Annotated in this window: 17 protein-coding genes; 14 read left to right on the forward strand and 3 right to left on the reverse strand. The window is 63.5% G+C overall.

Features of this window, described 5'->3' with window-relative positions:
* Nucleotides 1-146: 146 nt before the first annotated feature.
* The 6 genes from CCK88_RS17295 to CCK88_RS17320 all read left to right on the forward strand — a co-directional run bounded on the left by CCK88_RS17295 (nt 147) and on the right by CCK88_RS17320 (nt 6,249).
* Nucleotides 147-1,511 carry an LLM class flavin-dependent oxidoreductase gene (locus tag CCK88_RS17295; RefSeq protein WP_086471788.1) on the forward strand — a complete coding sequence of 455 codons (1,365 nt, stop codon included), beginning with the start codon at nt 147-149 and terminating at the stop codon, nt 1,509-1,511.
* Entirely contained in the window at nt 1,511-2,074 is a 564-nt protein-coding gene (gene msuE / locus CCK88_RS17300) for an FMN reductase (protein ID WP_086471789.1), read from the forward strand. Before CCK88_RS17295 ends, msuE begins: the two co-directional genes overlap by 1 nt.
* A 23-nt stretch (nt 2,075-2,097) precedes the next feature.
* On the forward strand, nt 2,098-3,063 hold the full coding sequence (locus tag CCK88_RS17305; protein ID WP_086471790.1) for an aliphatic sulfonate ABC transporter substrate-binding protein: 966 nt from the start codon (nt 2,098-2,100) through the stop codon (nt 3,061-3,063).
* 61 nt (nt 3,064-3,124) lie between these two features.
* A complete protein-coding gene (locus CCK88_RS17310) occupies nt 3,125-3,976 on the forward strand; it encodes an ABC transporter permease subunit (RefSeq protein WP_086472026.1) in 852 nt (283 codons plus the stop codon).
* Nucleotides 3,973-4,788 carry an ABC transporter ATP-binding protein gene (locus tag CCK88_RS17315; RefSeq protein ID WP_086471791.1) on the forward strand — a complete coding sequence of 272 codons (816 nt, stop codon included), beginning with the start codon at nt 3,973-3,975 and terminating at the stop codon, nt 4,786-4,788. The genes CCK88_RS17310 and CCK88_RS17315 overlap by 4 nt, the downstream gene beginning before the upstream one ends.
* Nucleotides 4,789-4,905: 117 nt before the next feature.
* Nucleotides 4,906-6,249, forward strand: a complete 1,344-nt coding sequence (locus CCK88_RS17320) for an FAD/NAD(P)-binding protein (RefSeq protein ID WP_086471792.1) — start codon at nt 4,906-4,908, stop codon at nt 6,247-6,249.
* An 11-nt stretch (nt 6,250-6,260) separates the two neighbouring features.
* Here the strand turns inward: CCK88_RS17320 and CCK88_RS17325 are convergent, their stop codons facing one another.
* A complete protein-coding gene (locus CCK88_RS17325; protein ID WP_086471793.1) occupies nt 6,261-7,064 on the reverse strand; it encodes an IclR family transcriptional regulator in 804 nt (267 codons plus the stop codon).
* Between the two features lie 158 nt (nt 7,065-7,222).
* Between CCK88_RS17325 and CCK88_RS17330 the strand changes: the two genes are divergently transcribed.
* The 8 genes from CCK88_RS17330 to panC all read left to right on the forward strand — a co-directional run bounded on the left by CCK88_RS17330 (nt 7,223) and on the right by panC (nt 14,343).
* Nucleotides 7,223-8,233 (forward strand): TRAP transporter substrate-binding protein, encoded by a 1,011-nt coding sequence (locus CCK88_RS17330; protein WP_086471794.1) that lies wholly within the window; start codon nt 7,223-7,225, stop codon nt 8,231-8,233.
* Between the two features lie 7 nt (nt 8,234-8,240).
* Nucleotides 8,241-8,933, forward strand: coding sequence for a hypothetical protein (locus tag CCK88_RS17335; RefSeq protein WP_086471795.1), 693 nt, complete (start codon nt 8,241-8,243; stop codon nt 8,931-8,933).
* Nucleotides 8,930-9,427 (forward strand): TRAP transporter small permease, encoded by a 498-nt coding sequence (locus CCK88_RS17340; RefSeq protein WP_086471796.1) that lies wholly within the window; start codon nt 8,930-8,932, stop codon nt 9,425-9,427. Before CCK88_RS17335 ends, CCK88_RS17340 begins: the two co-directional genes overlap by 4 nt.
* Nucleotides 9,424-10,701 carry a TRAP transporter large permease gene (locus CCK88_RS17345; RefSeq protein ID WP_086471797.1) on the forward strand — a complete coding sequence of 426 codons (1,278 nt, stop codon included), beginning with the start codon at nt 9,424-9,426 and terminating at the stop codon, nt 10,699-10,701. Before CCK88_RS17340 ends, CCK88_RS17345 begins: the two co-directional genes overlap by 4 nt.
* A gap of 87 nt (nt 10,702-10,788) precedes the next feature.
* Complete coding sequence (locus CCK88_RS17350; RefSeq protein ID WP_086471798.1) at nt 10,789-11,349, forward strand: pseudouridine synthase; 561 nt, start codon at nt 10,789-10,791, stop codon at nt 11,347-11,349.
* A gap of 107 nt (nt 11,350-11,456) precedes the next feature.
* Nucleotides 11,457-12,275: a 3-methyl-2-oxobutanoate hydroxymethyltransferase gene (gene panB / locus CCK88_RS17355; protein WP_210189961.1), complete on the forward strand. Its 819-nt coding sequence runs from the start codon at nt 11,457-11,459 to the stop codon at nt 12,273-12,275.
* Nucleotides 12,276-12,280: 5 nt separating this feature from the next.
* Nucleotides 12,281-13,492: a bifunctional phosphopantothenoylcysteine decarboxylase/phosphopantothenate--cysteine ligase CoaBC gene (gene coaBC / locus CCK88_RS17360; protein WP_086471800.1), complete on the forward strand. Its 1,212-nt coding sequence runs from the start codon at nt 12,281-12,283 to the stop codon at nt 13,490-13,492.
* On the forward strand, nt 13,489-14,343 hold the full coding sequence (gene panC / locus CCK88_RS17365) for a pantoate--beta-alanine ligase (protein WP_086471801.1): 855 nt from the start codon (nt 13,489-13,491) through the stop codon (nt 14,341-14,343). Before coaBC ends, panC begins: the two co-directional genes overlap by 4 nt.
* Before the next feature lie 9 nt (nt 14,344-14,352).
* Here the strand turns inward: panC and CCK88_RS17370 are convergent, their stop codons facing one another.
* Both CCK88_RS17370 and CCK88_RS17375 read right to left on the reverse strand, forming a co-directional pair.
* The gene (locus CCK88_RS17370; RefSeq protein WP_086471802.1) at nt 14,353-14,751 is read right to left on the reverse strand and encodes a YciI family protein; all 399 of its coding nucleotides are present in this window, start codon (nt 14,749-14,751) and stop codon (nt 14,353-14,355) included.
* 41 nt (nt 14,752-14,792) lie between these two features.
* Nucleotides 14,793-15,656 carry an EamA family transporter gene (locus CCK88_RS17375; RefSeq protein ID WP_244557575.1) on the reverse strand — a complete coding sequence of 288 codons (864 nt, stop codon included), beginning with the start codon at nt 15,654-15,656 and terminating at the stop codon, nt 14,793-14,795.
* Nucleotides 15,657-15,710 lie beyond the last annotated feature (54 nt).

Here is a 15,710-nt window from a genome sequence, read left to right on the forward strand (position 1 = left end):
GGTCGTCTACCGATCGGTCAAAACGTGAAACATCAAACCGCTCCTAATGCTCACAAGGAAAAATCTAATACTCGACCAACTCGATAGAGTTAGTGGAATATTGTTGGACGCTTCACCCAGCAATCCACGCAGAGCGAGAGGTCGAAATGAGCGAAACGAACCGGAAGATCCGCCTCGGCGCCTTCATCATGGCGACGGGTCACCATGTCGCCGCCTGGCGCCATCCACAAGCCGAAGCCGATGCCGGCCACAATATCGATCACTATCGGGGACTTGCCCAGACGGCCGAGCGTGGCCTCTTCGACCTTGTCTTCGTCGCCGACAGTCCGGCCGGCTGGGATGGCGACAAGGAGCCGGAAATCCGCTCCCGCGTGAGCCATTCGGCCCATTTCGAGCCGGTGACGCTCTGGTCCGCGCTGTCGCAGGTCACCGACAGGATCGGCTTTGTGGCCACGGCCTCGACGACCTACGAGGACCCGTACCTCCTGGCACGTAAATTCGCCTCGCTCGATCATATCAGCAAGGGGCGGGCTGCGTGGAACGTGGTCACGACGGCCGCGGACGTTTCAAAGAACTTTTCGATTGCCGGCCATCCAGCCCATGCCAACCGTTACGAGCGGGCTGAAGAGGTGGTCGATCTGGTGCTCGATCTCTGGGACAGCTATGAAGATGATGCGCTGGTGATCGACAAGGAAAGCGGCGTCTTTCTGGACCCCGCCAAAGTGCATCAGGTCAATCATCATGGCCAGTTCTTCGATGTGGCGGGCCCACTCAATGTCGCCCGCTCGCCACAGGGCCGGCCCGTCGTCGTACAGGCCGGCGCCTCGGAGGCCGGCCGCAATCTGGCGGCGCGCACGGCCGAGGTGATCTTTACCGCAAACCAGACGCTGGCAGCCGGCCAGGAGTTCTACGCCGATCTCAAGGGGCGTCTGGCCAAGTATGGGCGGCGCCCGGACCAGCTGCTGATCATGCCCGGTATCTTTCCGGTTCTCGGCGGCACCGAGGTGGAGGCACAGGAGAACTATGAGTTCATCCAGTCGTTGGTCCATCCTTCCATCGCCTGGGCCATCCTCAAGCAGTACTACGTGGGTGTCGATCTTTCAGGTTATTCCCTCGACGACGTGGCGCCGCCCCTGCCTGGTGACACTGAACTCAACAAGAGCCGCCTCAAGCTCGTATCTGACCTGGCCAGTACCGGCCTCACCCTGCGCCAGCTTTATCTGTCGCTGGCTACGGCGCGCGGGCATCGCACGGTAGTCGGCACGCCTGAGCAAATCGCCGATGCCATCGAGGTGTGGTTCAACAATGGCGCGGCGGACGGCTTCAATATCATGCCGCCGATCCTGCCCACGGGCCTGACCGATTTCGTCGACCAGGTGGTGCCGATCCTGCAACGGCGCGGACTGTTCCGCACCGAGTACGAAGGGTCGACGCTGCGGCAAAACCTCGGTCTTGAGCGCCCGGTCAATCGCTTCCTTGCTCGCGACACCCAGCAGCAGCGGAGCGCCTGATGAGCCAGTTGAACATCGTGGGCTTTGCCGGCTCGTCTTCCACGCCATCCCGCACCAGGAGCCTGGTCGAAACCGTGGTCGCGCAGACTGCGGGACGCGTGGGAGCAGAGACCAGAATCTATGACCTGGTCGACATCCATCCCTCGCTCGGCGCCACGCTCGATGCGCGCCACGCCCCGCCGGATCTGGTGGAGTTGATCGACACCATCACCGCTGCCGATGCGCTGGTTGTCGGCTCGCCGGTGTACAAGGGCACTTATACGGGTCTTTTCAAGCACCTTTTCGATCTCATTGACCCCAAGGCGCTCAAGGACAAGCCGATCGTGCTCACGGCGACCGGCGGCAGCGAGCGCCATGCGCTGGTGGTCGACCATGGGTTGCGTCCGCTTTTTGCGTTCTTCTCCGCCGACATCCTGTCCACCGGCATCTACGCCACCGAGCCCGATTTTACCGACTACCTGCCCTCGAGCGACAACCTCAGGTCGCGCATCGGTCGGGTCGTCGACGAGCTGAGCTGGCGTCTCAATGCCACCCGCGGAACAACCCTGGCGCAGAGCGCCTGATCCTTTCCCATCGGAGCCCTTCCATGATCACTCGCAGACAGACCCTTCAACTCCTCGCTGCCGGAGCGGCAGCGCTGGCCCTCCCCACTGCCGGCCGGGCGCAGGACAGCGCCACCCAGTTCCGCATCGGCTGGCAAAAGGGCGGCGTCTTTGCGCTCGCCAAAAACAGCGGCGCAATCGAAAAGCGGCTCGCGCCGCGCGGCATCACGGTGACGTGGGCAGAGTTCACCTCCGGTCCTCCGCTGCTCGAAGCGTTGGGCGCCAATGCCATCGACTTCGGCTCGACCGGCGACGTGCCGCCGCTCTTTGCGCAGGCCGCGGGCGGCGACCTCGTCTATGTGGCCGCGACGCCCGGAAGCCTCGATGGCTCGGCAATCCTCGTCAAACAGGCATCTCCGATCCAGTCGCTGGCGGACTTGAAAGGCAAGAAGGTCGCCTTCAAACGCGGGTCGAGCTCGCACAACTTCATCGTCAAGGCGCTGCGCTCGGTCGATCTCACGCTCGATGACATCACGCCTCTCGACCTTGGCCCACCGGATGCCGCCCCGGCCTTCGCCAACAACCAGATCGACGCCTGGGTCATCTGGGATCCTTACTACGCCATTGCCGCTGAAGATCCCGACACCCGCGTGCTGACCACCACGGAAGGCGTCGTGGATTCTTACGGCTTCTACCAGGCCAACGGCGCCTATGCGGCCGAGAATCCGACGATCGTCGCGGAGGTGCTCGATGAGCTGCGCCTGGTGGGCGAAGCAGCGCAGACCGATCTCGATGCGACGGCCGAGGCCATTTCAGCCTCCAACGGGGTGCCGGTGCCGATCACGCGGATCACGCTCGGCCGCAAGGGAGCGAACCTGGGTGCCATCATTCCGCTCGACGACGACATCGTCGCCTACCAGCAGGCGCTGGCGGACGAGTTCTACAATCTCAAGATCATTCCGCGATCGCTGACGATCCGCGACATCGTGTGGTCACCCCCGGCGCTCTGATGCCGCACGGCGAGCCGGCATGGGGCCGGCTCGTCCCATCCTGCTTTCACCGGAGGCCGACATGACCCTCGCTGCTGAACTCGGTAAGCCAATCTCCCTGCCCAAGCATCCACGAAAACCTGTGCGTCGCGCACACCTCCTGCCGTCACCGAACGTGCTGCTTCCCTTCATCCTGCCATTCACCATCATCCTGCTTTGGCAGGCTGCGTCGTCCTTTGGATGGATCACCAACCGGCTGATGCCGGCCCCGATCCAGGTCGTCTGGGCCTTCTGGGACAAGCTGACCAGCGGTGAGCTGGCCGTCAACATCCAGGCCAGCGCCGTTCGCGCGGTCTCGGGCCTCTTGGTCGGCGGCTCGATCGGCTTCCTGCTTGGGCTCGCCAATGGCGTCTCGCGCATCAGCCACGCCCTGACCGACACGACATTGCAGATGCTGCGCACCATACCCAATCTGGCGCTCATACCCCTAGTCATCCTGTGGTTCGGGATCGGCGAGGAAGCCAAGCTGTTCCTGACGGCGCTCGGGGTGTTCTTCCCGATCTACCTCAATACGCTGCATGGTGTGCGTAATGTCGATCCGCAGCTCATCGAGATGGGTCGCGTCTACGGCATGAACGGATGGACGCTGTTCCGGAAAGTGATCTTTCCCGGGGCTCTGCCGTCGATCTTCGTCGGACTGCGCTTCTCGCTGGGGATCATGTGGCTCACGCTGATCGTCGCCGAAACCATGGCCGCATCCTCCGGCATCGGCCACATGGCCAATTCTGCCCGCGAGTTCATGATGACGGATGTGGTCATTCTCGCTCTCGTCATCTACGCGTTGCTGGGCAAGCTGGCCGACGTCATTGCCCAATCCCTGGAACGCCTGACGCTCTCGTGGAACCCCGCTTATCAGAAACCGGTGAAAGCATGAGCACGATCGCCCGTACCAAGAACGTCTGGGGCCGCGATATCGAGCCCGAATACGAAGCCCGCCCGCCGCGCCCAAGAGAACAGAGCCGAGGTGTCGGCATCCGCATTCGCGGCCTCGAAAAACGTTTCGGCGACGTCACCGTCCTGCATGATCTCGATCTTGACGTTCCGGCAGGGCAGTTTCTGGCCATCGTGGGCAAAAGTGGCTGCGGGAAAAGCACGCTGCTGCGCCTCCTCGTCGGGCTCGATGCGCCCACCTCCGGAAGCATCAGCTTCGTCGGCCAGGAGGGTGCTCCGACAGAACCCAACTCGCGGATCGTCTTCCAGGAGCCGCGGCTGCTCCCCTGGGCCAGCGTCATCGACAATGTGGTCGTGGGGCTTGGCGAGAACGTGGGCCGGCGCGAAGCACGCGACCGTGCCGAGGCGGCACTGAACGAGGTGCAGCTTGCCGAAAAGGCGGGCGAGTGGCCGTCGCGGCTTTCGGGGGGACAGCGGCAACGCGCCGCACTGGCCCGAGCTCTGGTCAGCGAGCCGGGATTTCTCGCGCTCGACGAACCCTTGGGGGCTCTCGATGCACTGACCCGCATCACCATGCAGGCGTTAATCGAGCGGGTCTGGCGCGAACAGGGATTTACCGCCCTGTTCGTCACCCACGACGTCAGCGAGGCCGTGGCGCTCGCCGATCGCGTCATCGTGCTGGATGAAGGGCGGATCGCCCTCGACATTACGGTCGAGCACGATCGACCGCGCCAGCGTGGTGCCGCCGACCTCGCCGAAATCGAGGGCCGGTTGCTCAAGGGCATCTTCAAGTAGGGGCATCGGACCCCATGGGCTGCCTGTCTTGTCCATGGGGTCGATAGCCACTATCAGCATGGGCGAGACGAACCGAGGGTCGGTTGACCAGCTGACGACCAGGACAAGGACGTGACCATGACCACCACTGCCCGCCGATCCGTGACTATCATCGGAGGCGGTGCCAGCGGGGTGCTTCTTGCAGCGCATCTGCTGCGCGATCCGGAAACCGATATCCGGGTCACGCTGCTGGAGCGTCGCGGTCAGTTCGGTCAGGGGCTCGCCTATTCCGCCCGGTTGCGCGATCATCGCGTGAACGTGCCGGCGCGCGGCATGAGTGCCTTTGCCGATGATCCCGATCATTTTTGGCGCTGGCTGCAGCAGCGCGATTATCCTGCGCCCCACGGATCGTGGGTGTTCGTGCCCAGACGCCTCTACGGTACCTATCTCGAGCATGTCCTGAGCCAGGCCGGGCAATCCCGTCCGGGCCGCCTGATCGTCTTGGCGGAAGAGGCGGTTTCGGTGCGCGAGACGCGACAGGGCATGGAAACCGTTCTCGATAATGGCACGGTCATCACCAGCGACTATGCGGTTCTCGCGGTTGGGCACGAGACGCAGCCGTCGCGCGGCCGCGGCATCGCCGTGCGCGTCGGGTCGGACCGGGATACGCCGCTCGATCCCGAGGCGCCGGTGATGATCCTGGGATCGGGGCTCAGCATGGTGGATGCCTGGCTGACGCTGGCCGAAACGAGCCACCGCGGCCATGTGCTTGTCGTCTCGCGCAATGGCCTTCTGCCCATGGGCCATCAGGATGTCGAGCCTCTTTTGATCGATGAGTCAGACGTGCCGTTCGGGACGGGCCTGCTGCATTTTCTGCGCTGGTTCCGGCGGCTCATCGCCGAGACCGAGGCGCGTGGCGGCAATTGGCGGAGCGTCATAGACGGGCTTCGGCCGTTCAATCAGCGCATCTGGCAAAGCTGGACCGGCGCCAGCAAGCGTCAGGCGCTGCGCCATCTGCGGCCGTGGTGGAATATCCATCGCCACCGCCTACCGCCCGAATTGCATGCGCGGCTGAGTGGGGCCGTTTCCTCGGGGCAGGTGGAACTGGTCGCGGCCGAGTTTCTGGGCATAGAACGGCATGGAGATGGCGTGCGCGCCACCCTGCGCCGACGCGGCGGCACCGAGCGCAGCACGATCGACGTCGCCCGCGTCTACGATTGCGGCGGGGTGACTGTTGACGTGAAAGCCAGTTCAAACCCGGTTATTCGCGATCTGATCGGCAAGGAAGCGGGGCAACCCGACGCGCTCCATATCGGGCTCGATGTGGACGAGCGTTGTTTCGTCATCGACGGCACCGGCAAGCCGTCACGGCATCTTCTGGCCGTGGGACCGCTCACACGCGGACGGTTCTTTGAAATTGAAGCCGTTCCGGACATCCGCCGCCAGTGCGACGACATCGCCCAACGGCTGATCGGCTTGTGACAGCCTGGCGATCAGCCGCGATTACCCCAGGTGCCGCCGGATCGGGACTCCAGCAATGGCGACGCGCTGCCGATAAGAGCGAGTTCGTTTGCGCTCTGGATGAGGGTGCTGCCGCAGGCGGTCATTCGATCCTCGGTGAACCTTACGGCTGGTCCGGCAATGACGATCGCGGCGGTGGGCCGATCGCCGCGACGGAGAACGGGGGCTGCCATGGAATTCAGCCCGGGCGCATAGACGTCGCGCAGTAGCGCGTAGCCCCGGCGGCGATGAGATTCCAGCATTGTCATCAATTGCTCGATGCTGGTCGGCGCATCGGGACCAAAATCTTTTGGGTCGCCAAGACCTTGGCGACTGACCGCGCTGATGGCCTCGTCTTTGCCTAGGGTCATAAGGATCGCATGTCCCGCGGCGCTGCAGGAGAGCTTGAGATCGATGCCCATGTCAGGATCGTAAAGCAGCCCAGAATTGGCTCCTTGCGCCTTGGCGACAAGCGTCAGTCGTTCGCCGTCCACAATGCCCAGACGAACAAGTTCGCCCGACACTTCGGCGAGGCGCTGCAGGCTGGGCTGTGCGATGTCGACCAGGCCCGACTTGCTGAACCAGCCCACCCCCATCGCCGGCAGTTTGGTGGTGAGACGGTATTCGCCTCGTTGTGTCTGCCGGACGTAGCCGTAGGCAATCAACTCGATGAGTGTCCGGTGGCAGCCGCTGCGCGACTGATTGAGCCCGGTGGCAATATCCACCAAGTTTGCGCCTTGCGGGCGCTCTGCCAAAAATTCGAGGATGCCAAGTGTCTTGTCGATTGCGCCGCTCATTGTCCCTCCTTCTCAACAAGTGCCACATTCGCCATCCCGCAGCAATGAAATCATTCAAAAAATGAAAGATGTACAAATTTCATTGACCCGGACTTCTTTGATGTTATCGCTCTGACGTCAGAAGGCGGAAGACGCCGCGACCGAGGGAGGATTTGGTGATGACATCTGTGACAAGGCGCCTTGCTTGCGCATTTATGCTGGGCGGCGCGCTGCTGGCGTCGTCGATGACGGCGGCGACCGCCCAGGACCAGCGCGAGCTCAAGTTCGCCATGAGTCTTGCCGGGGATCACCCGCTCGGACTTGCGGGCCAGGAATTCGCTGACCTGGTGGCCGAGAAGAGTGGTGGCTCGCTCACCGTGTCGCTGTACCCCAATGCCGTGCTTGGTAGCGACCAGCAGAACCTCAGTGCCGTCCGCGGCGGGACGCTCGATTTCACCATCATGGCGACTGGCCTGCTGGCCGGCATCGATCCGCGCTTCCAGGTGTTCGACCTGCCCTTCATGTTCAACAATTCCGAAGAAGCGTATGCGCTCAGCGACGGGCCGACCGGAAGCGATCTCATGGCCGGCCTTGCAGATGACGGCATCCATGGCCTGGGCATATGGGACCTCGGTTTCCGCAACATGACCAATAACCGCAGGCCCATCGCGGCGCTCGAGGACTTCCAGGGTCTCAAGCTTCGGGTCATCGCTTCGCCGATCTACATCGAGCTTTTCACCCAGCTTGGCGCCAATCCAGTGCCGATGACCTTTGGCGAGGTCTATGGCGCGCTCGAAGCCGGCGCCATCGACGGGCAGGACAACCCGCTCGCTGTCATCCAGTCCGCCAAGTTTGAGGAAGTGCAGGATTATCTGTCGCTGACGCGCCACATCTACACCGGCATGCCATTCCTGATGAGCCAGGAAACCTGGGGCGAACTCACCCCCGAACATCAGTCGGTGATCAGCGAGGCGGCCGAAGAGGCCAAGCTCTTTGGGCGTAATCTCGTGCAGGAGCAAGAAGTCTCGGCCATCGAACAGCTGGGTCAGGAGATGGAAGTCAACGAACCGACAGCCGAGGAAATTGCCCGGCTGCGCGAGGCGGTCAAGCCGGTGGTCGACAAGTTTGCCGCCGATGTCGGCGCTGACGTGATGGCTGCCGCCACCTCTGAACTCGAAGCATTGCGCTAGGTCGGTCATGACACGTCTGGGAGATGCTGCCGTCGCCATGTGGTGGAACGTGGACGAGGCCTACCGCGTCGAATTCCACGAATGGCATTCCAAGGAGCATCTCCCGGAACGTCTCAGTATTCCCGGGTTTCGCAGGGGTACGCGCTGGCAGGACGGCACGCATGGTGCTTTCTTCGTGCTCTACGAACTGTCAGACTACGGTGTGCTGACATCAGCCGATTATTTGGCCCGACTCAATGATCCGACGCCGTGGTCGACCAAGATGATGCCGCTGCACCGCGGCATGGTTCGCAGCCAGTGCCGCATTTTGGCGGCAAGTGGGGAGGGAGTTGCCCGCATCCTGCGCACTGTCCGCCTTTCCCCCCGCCCTGGCGAAGCAGATCGGCTGAGACGAAACCTTGAAGAGTTGGTCGCATCGGTTCCCGGACAGGAGGGGCTCACCAGCGCGATGTTGCTGCACACCGAAACCCCTGACGCCGAACCCACGGCAGAACAGAAGATCCGGGGACGCGATGGTGCGGCTGACTGGATTGTCGTCATTGGCGGGCATGATCGCGCGGCGCTTGATCGCGTTGCGGGGGAGAGCACGGAAGCGCGTCTCATCGAGGCCGGTGCCCAGAACATCGAATTCAATCGCTATGACCTGGTCCACGGCCTGACGGCGCTCGACATGCAGCGCACGGTGGAGGAACCGGCATGAAACGGCTGCTCGATCTTTATTGCCGCGCGCTCAAGTGGATCGCGGTGCTCTTGCTTTTCATCATGGTGTTGCTGGTTTTCGGCAATGTCGTGTTGCGCTATGCGTTCAATTCTGGGATCACCGTCGCCGAAGAACTGTCGCGCTGGCTGTTCATGTGGCTGACCTTCCTGGGCAGCATCTATGCCCTCCGCGAACATCAGCATCTTGGCACCGATACGCTGATCTCGCGCTTGCCGCCGCGCGGACGACAGTTGTGCCTGATCGTCGCAAATCTCTTTATGTTGTGGGTTTGCTGGTTAATCTTCTCCGGCGCACTGGCGCAAACGCGTCTCAACTGGAACGTCACGGCACCTTCGAGCGGCTTTTCGCTGGGCTGGTTCTATTCGGCCGGCATCGTCTTTGCGGTGTCCGCCGCGGTCATTCTCATCGAACAGATCATCTGGCTGGTGCGCGGCAATATTCCGCGCAGCGCCACGGCGGAGGAGCAGGCATGACACTTCTGGTCTTTGTGGGATCACTGCTGGCCGCCATGGCAATTGGGGTGCCGGTCGCCTTCGCGCTGCTGATTTCGGGCGGCGCACTGATGTGGCAGCTCAACATGTTCGACGCGCAAATCATCGCTGAGAACGTCATTCATGGCGCCGACAGTTATCCTTTGCTCGCTGTTCCGTTTTTCCTGCTTGCCGGCGAGATCATGAACAAGGGCGGCTTGTCCCGCCGCCTGATCAACCTGGCGCTTTCGCTGGTCGGCCATGTTCATGGCGGACTGGGCTATGTCGCCATCCTTGCCTCCGTGCTCCTGGCCGCACTGTCAGGTTCGGCCGTCGCCGACGCGGCGATGCTGGCCGCGCTGTTGCTCCCCATGATGGTCGCCGCGGGCCACGATCCAGCGCGGTCTGCGGGCCTCATCGCTGCGTCCAGCCTGGTGGCGCCAATCATTCCGCCCAGCATTGGCTTCATCGTTTTCGGCGTTGCCGCCAATGTGTCGATTTCGCGCCTGTTCATGGCCGGTATTGCTCCTGGCATCATGCTGGCCATCGCTGTCACCGTGACCTGGTGGTTCATGTCACGCCGTGACAATGTCCAGCCGCAGCCGCGGCGCTCGTTCGGTGAAGTCATGGTGGCACTCCGCGAGGCGGGATTTGCGCTGGTGATGCCGGTCATCATCATCGTCGGCCTCAAGATGGGTGTCTTCACACCGACCGAAGCCGGCGTCGTTGCGGCGGTCTATGCAACGCTGATCAGCCTGCTTGTCTATCGCGAACTCACCTGGCAGATGCTCTTCCAGTCTTTTGCGGATGCTGCCCGGACCAGTGCCGTTGTGATGCTGCTGGTTGCCGCCGCGGCCGTCAGCGCCTGGCTGATCACGGTCGCCAATATTCCTCAGCAAGTTGTATCTATGCTTGAGCCGCTGATCGCCAATCCAATGCTGCTGATGGCTGCCATGATGGTACTGGTCATCATCGTTGGCACGGCGCTCGATCTGACGCCGACCATTCTGATCCTCGTGCCCGTGCTGATGCCGCTGGTCAAGGCAGCGGGGATCGACCCGGTCTATTTCGGGGTTGTCTTCATGATCAACTGCGCCATCGGCCTCATCACGCCACCGGTTGGCGTGGTGCTCAACACGGTAGCCGGCATTGGGCGCGTCAGCATGGACAGGGTTACCGCAGGGGTCTGGCCGTTCATGCTGGCCCAGTTCGCCTTCATGTTCCTGCTCGTGCTGTTCCCGGAACTGGTGACTGTTCCAGCACAGTGGTTCCGATAGCCATCACCCGCGCACCGCCGCAATTGACAATGTGCTTTGCGGCGGCCATTCCCGACACCTGGAAACTGCAACAGGTGACAACGGCGCATGGCCCGTCTCATCCTTTTCAACAAGCCCTATGGGGTGCTTTCGCAATTTACCGGCGGTGGGCCGGGCGAGACGCTGGCCGATTTCGTCAATGTGCCTGACGTGTACGCGGCCGGTCGTCTCGACAAGGATAGCGAAGGCCTACTGCTTCTGACCGATGACGGGCAGTTGCAGGCGCAGATTTCGTCGCCTCGCTACAACAAGGAAAAGACCTATCTGGTGCAAGTCGAGGGCGAGCCGTCCGATGCGGCGCTGGACCAGCTGCGCAATGGGGTCATGCTCAAGGACGGACCGACGCGCGCCGCCAAGGCGAGGCGCATCGATCCTCCCGAGCTCTGGGATCGGAAGCCGCCCGTGCGGTTCCGGAAAAGCGTGCCGGACAGCTGGATCGAATTGACCATCACCGAGGGGCGCAATCGGCAGGTCCGCCGCATGAGCGCAGCCGTCGGGCTTCCCACATTGCGTTTGGTGCGCTGGCGGATCGCCGACTGGACGCTTGATGGCGTCGCGCCGGGCGCGTGGCGCGAGGTCAGGGCAGGGGTGGCGCCCTCGCGCCGCTGACCGTCTGGCGCATAGCACCAATGAAGGGCTGGCGCAGGGGCGGGCTTTGTCCTATCTCCCCCTCGAAGAGCCAGGCCATGTCGGCCGGCCGGGTTGGAGGACAAGCCGTGTCAGCCCAGACCCCGCGCAAGCGCATCACCACCCGCGATATCGCCGCCATGCGGCAGCGGGGCGAAGCGATCGCCATGCTCACCGCCTACGATGCCACGATGGCCGCACTGGTCGAGATGGCCGGGGTCGACATGATCCTTGTCGGAGACAGTCTGGGCAACGTGGTGCTCGGACACGACACGACGCTGCCCGTCACGCTCGATGACATGATCCGCCATGCGGCGGCGGTCAAGCGTGGCTCTGCGCGCGCCCTCCTGGTCTGCGACATGCCCTTCGGCTCGGTTACCGACCCCTCGACCGCGCTCGCCAACGCCGTGCGGGTCATGAAGGAAACGGGCGTCGAAGCGGTCAAGGTCGAAGGCGGCCTTCACATGGTGCCTGTTGTCGAGCAGCTGATCGCGCACGGCATTGCGGTGATGGCTCATATCGGGCTGACCCCACAGGCGGTGCATCAGATGGGCGGCTACTACATGCATGGCAAGGACGAGACATCGGCCGAGCGGCTGCGCCAGGAAGCCAGGACGCTCGAAGCGGCCGGTGCCTTCGCCATCGTCCTCGAATGCGTGACGCCGGTGCTGGCCGCCGAGATCACGCGCTCGCTCGCCATTCCCACGATCGGCATCGGTTCGGGCAAGGATTGCGCGGGCCAGGTCCTGGTGGTCAACGATCTCATCGGCCTCAACGTCAACCCGCCGCCCAGCTTCGCCCGGCCGCGGGCAGATGTGGCATCCGTCATCAAGGCAGCAGTCGGTGACTATGTGAGCGAAACCAAGGCGGTGCGTGGACCCATCCCGCTGCCGCGCCGGGCGGACTGACGCCAATGGCCAATATTCTCATCGCCGTCTCGGGCTCGATTTCCGCCTACAAGATCGCCGACTTGGTTTCCGAACTGGGCAAGGCGGGGCACCAGGTACAATGCCTGCTCACGGCCAGCGCCGCCGAGTTCGTGTCGCCCTTGGTGCTGGAAACACTCAGTGGGCGCAAGGTGCGGTCGGCGCAGTTCGGAGCCGATGTCTCGGGCACTGAACATATCGATTTCGCGCGCTTCGCCGATGTCATGGTGTTCGCCCCTGCCAGTGCGAACATGCTGGCCAAGCTGGCGCTGGGCCTTGCGGACGATCTGCCGTCCACGGTCGCGCTGGCGACCGAGGCGCCGATCCTCATCGCGCCGGCGATGAATACGGTGATGTGGGAAAAACCCATTGTGCAACAGCACGTCGCCACTCTGCTCAAGCGCGGTGCAACGCTGATCGAGCCGGGATCGGGTCTTCTGGCGTGCGGCGAGGTCGGGGTGGGAAAGCTTGCACCGGTCGCGACGATCGTCGCCGCCATCGAAGCCGCCGTGCGCGCCAGTCCGCTCCTCGACCTCGCAGAGCAACGGGTTCTGATCACCGCGGGGCCCACGACGACGGCGATCGATGCGGTGCGCTACATCACCAATCATTCGACGGGGCGGATGGGCGCCGCCATGGCCGAGGAAGCCCTGCGGCGCGGCGCTGCGGTCGACTACGTGCTGGGGATCGACAAGGGCGTAGTACACCCGCTGCCGCCGCGCGGCTCGGAAGGCCGGTTCACCCTTGTGGAAGTGCGTACGGCCGAGGAGATGGCTGCGGCTGCATTGCAGCGCCTTCCCGGGGCCACGGGCGTCGTCGCAACGGCCGCGGTGATGGATTATTCGGTCGCCGCGCCCTCGGCCGGCAAGCTCAAGCGGGCGTCGGATGCAATAGCGCTCGATCTCGTCCCGTCGACCGACGTGCTGGGTAGCCTGCGCCAGGCGGCAACAGGGCAGTGGTTCCTGGGTTTTGCGGCCGAAACAGACAATGTCGAGGAACATGGTCTAGGCAAGCTCAAGGCCAAGGGGCTCGATTTCCTCTTCGCCAACGCAGTCAGTAAGCTCGGCGCCGAAGGGCAAACCGGCTTTGCCGTGGGCACCAATGCGGGCGTATTGCTGACGTCGGGGGGCGCGCGGCACGAGCTGGCCCTCGGCCCCAAGACCGAAATTGCGCGGCAGATCTGGGACCTCATCGCATGACCGAAATCTTGCGCGACAAGGCGAGCCTGCGCCAATGGCGAAGAGGGCTCCCGGAGACCAAACGCGTCGGTTTCGTGCCGACCATGGGCGCGCTTCATGCGGGGCATGTCAGCCTGATGCATCAGGCGCGAGAGACGGCCGATGTCGTCATCGCCTCGATCTTCGTCAATCCCCTGCAGTTCGGACCCAACGAGGACCTGTCGCGATATCCACGTCCGATCGAGGCCGATATCGCCAAGCTCGAAGCAGCCAGGGTCGATGCGCTTTTCCTGCCATCGGTCGAGGACATGTATCCTCCCGGCGCATCGACGCTGGTCGAGGAAAGCCTGGTCTCCGGCCCCTTGTGCGGCGCCCTGCGGCCGGGACATTTTACCGGCGTCACCACCGTCGTGCTCAAGCTTTTCAATCTCGTCCAGCCCGATATCGCCTTTTTCGGTCAGAAGGATGCGCAGCAATGTGCGGTGATCGAGCGGATGGTGCGTGATCTGGATGTGCCGGTGGAAATCCGCAGGGGCCCCATCGTGCGCGAGCCCGACGGCTTGGCGCTGAGTTCGCGCAATGTCTATCTTTCGCCGGAGGATCGCGCCGCGGCTCCGTTGATCTACAAGAGCCTGCTCGCCGTGCGCACCGCCTACCAAGGCGGCGAACACGACGCTGCCCGTTTGGCCGCGATAGGCTTGGGGGTCCTCGCCCAATCCGGTCGCATCCGCGCGCAATACTGGGAGGTGCGCGACCTAGACAGCCTCGGGGCTATTATCACCGTCGGTGGGCGCGGCGCGCTCCTCGCGGTCGCCGCCCATCTTGGGACGACGCGGCTCATCGACAATCTGGTGATCGGCGGCGACAGTTAGCGCCGTGCGCTACTCGGCCGCCTGCACCTGCGGGCTTCCGGCCAGCTGATTGTCGCCGAAATAGCGAAGCGGACGAATCTCGTAGGAACCTAGGCCCGGATTGGCGACGGCGAGCTCGTTGGCAAAGGCGACAGCTTCGTCCATGTCCGCGCAATCGGCCACGTAGAAGCCAAGGAACTGCTCCTTGGTCTCGGCGAAGGGTCCATCGAACACGACCGGATTGCCCGAGCTCTTGCGCAGGGTCTTGGCCTCGTCGGTGTTCCACAGGCGTACGACCGGCCCCAGCTTGCCCCTGGCACTCATCTTGGCCTGCACGGCGCCGAGGCGTTCCATGCAGGCGGCGTCTTCCTCGGCCGTCCAGGTCGCGACGGCCTTCTCGTCATTGTAGCAAAGAATGGCATAGAGCATGGCGTGTCTCCTCTGGACCGAGAATAGTCCCGGCGTGGATTTCAGGCAATCGTGGGACGCTGGCGGGCAATTGTAAGGGTCGCGCCCACGGATGCAGCCATGATTGCGGCCATTCCGGCAAGTTGGACAGGGCCGATGGTCTCGTGCAGGAAGACGAGGCCCGAAAGCGCCGCCAGTGCAGGCTGTCCGCTCATCAGAATGCCGAACAGGCGCGAGGGAATATGGGGCAGTGCCACCATGTCCAGGGCGTAGGGGATGGCGCTCGAGAAAAGTGCCACGGCAAGCGCCAGCGGCAGGAGCGCGGGATCGATGAGGCTCGCCCCGGCCGTCGCGATCCCGAACGGCAAGGCGATGAGAGCGGCCGTCGCCACGCCCAGTGCCGCGATATGGGGGCCGCCACCGGTGCCCGCTCTTTGGCCGAAGACGATATAACCGGCCCAGCAGGCGCCGGCGCAGAGCGCCAGGACTACGCCGAACGGAGAAATTTCGGCGCTGGTCGGGGTCCAGGGCAGGAGCAGGGCAAAACCGCCGACGGCGAGGATGATCCAGAAGACGTCGAGGGGCTTGCGGGCACCGAACAAGGCTACCGCCAGGGGGCCGGTGAACTCCAGGGCTACGGCAATGCCGAGCGGGATATGCTCGAGCGCGGCGTAGAAGAACAGATTCATGGCGCCCATTGCCCCGCCATAGAGCAGCACCGCCCGCCATTGCCCGGCATCGAGCCGGAACCGCCATGGACGAAAGACCAGGATCAGGATGATGGCGGCGAGGACAAGCCGGAGGGCAGTTGCACCGCCAGCACCGACCAGCGGAAACAGCATCTTTGCAAAGCTCGCGCCGGTCTGGGTGAAGACCATGCCAAGGGTGACGAGCAGGACGGGAAGGAAGAGAGTGCTGGAGCGCACGGAGGACATCTCGAACGGGAAGATCCGTTCTAGAGCATTTCACACCGCTGTTGA

Origin of the sequence: Devosia lucknowensis (assembly GCF_900177655.1) — a bacterium.
In the GTDB taxonomy this organism is placed as follows: Bacteria; Pseudomonadota; Alphaproteobacteria; order Rhizobiales; family Devosiaceae; genus Devosia; species Devosia lucknowensis.

Coding starts and splice junctions, on each gene's coding strand:
- CCK88_RS17335 (WP_086471795.1), top strand. CDS start 8,241: ATGACACGTCTGGGAGATGCTGCCGTCGCCATGTGGTGGAACGTGGAC.
- coaBC (WP_086471800.1), top strand. CDS start 12,281: ATGGCCAATATTCTCATCGCCGTCTCGGGCTCGATTTCCGCCTACAAG.
- msuE (WP_086471789.1), top strand. CDS start 1,511: ATGAGCCAGTTGAACATCGTGGGCTTTGCCGGCTCGTCTTCCACGCCA.
- CCK88_RS17305 (WP_086471790.1), top strand. CDS start 2,098: ATGATCACTCGCAGACAGACCCTTCAACTCCTCGCTGCCGGAGCGGCA.
- CCK88_RS17325 (WP_086471793.1), bottom strand. CDS start 7,064: ATGAGCGGCGCAATCGACAAGACACTTGGCATCCTCGAATTTTTGGCA.
- CCK88_RS17315 (WP_086471791.1), top strand. CDS start 3,973: ATGAGCACGATCGCCCGTACCAAGAACGTCTGGGGCCGCGATATCGAG.
- panC (WP_086471801.1), top strand. CDS start 13,489: ATGACCGAAATCTTGCGCGACAAGGCGAGCCTGCGCCAATGGCGAAGA.
- CCK88_RS17320 (WP_086471792.1), top strand. CDS start 4,906: ATGACCACCACTGCCCGCCGATCCGTGACTATCATCGGAGGCGGTGCC.
- CCK88_RS17295 (WP_086471788.1), top strand. CDS start 147: ATGAGCGAAACGAACCGGAAGATCCGCCTCGGCGCCTTCATCATGGCG.
- CCK88_RS17350 (WP_086471798.1), top strand. CDS start 10,789: ATGGCCCGTCTCATCCTTTTCAACAAGCCCTATGGGGTGCTTTCGCAA.
- CCK88_RS17310 (WP_086472026.1), top strand. CDS start 3,125: ATGACCCTCGCTGCTGAACTCGGTAAGCCAATCTCCCTGCCCAAGCAT.
- CCK88_RS17370 (WP_086471802.1), bottom strand. CDS start 14,751: ATGCTCTATGCCATTCTTTGCTACAATGACGAGAAGGCCGTCGCGACC.
- CCK88_RS17340 (WP_086471796.1), top strand. CDS start 8,930: ATGAAACGGCTGCTCGATCTTTATTGCCGCGCGCTCAAGTGGATCGCG.
- CCK88_RS17330 (WP_086471794.1), top strand. CDS start 7,223: ATGACATCTGTGACAAGGCGCCTTGCTTGCGCATTTATGCTGGGCGGC.
- CCK88_RS17345 (WP_086471797.1), top strand. CDS start 9,424: ATGACACTTCTGGTCTTTGTGGGATCACTGCTGGCCGCCATGGCAATT.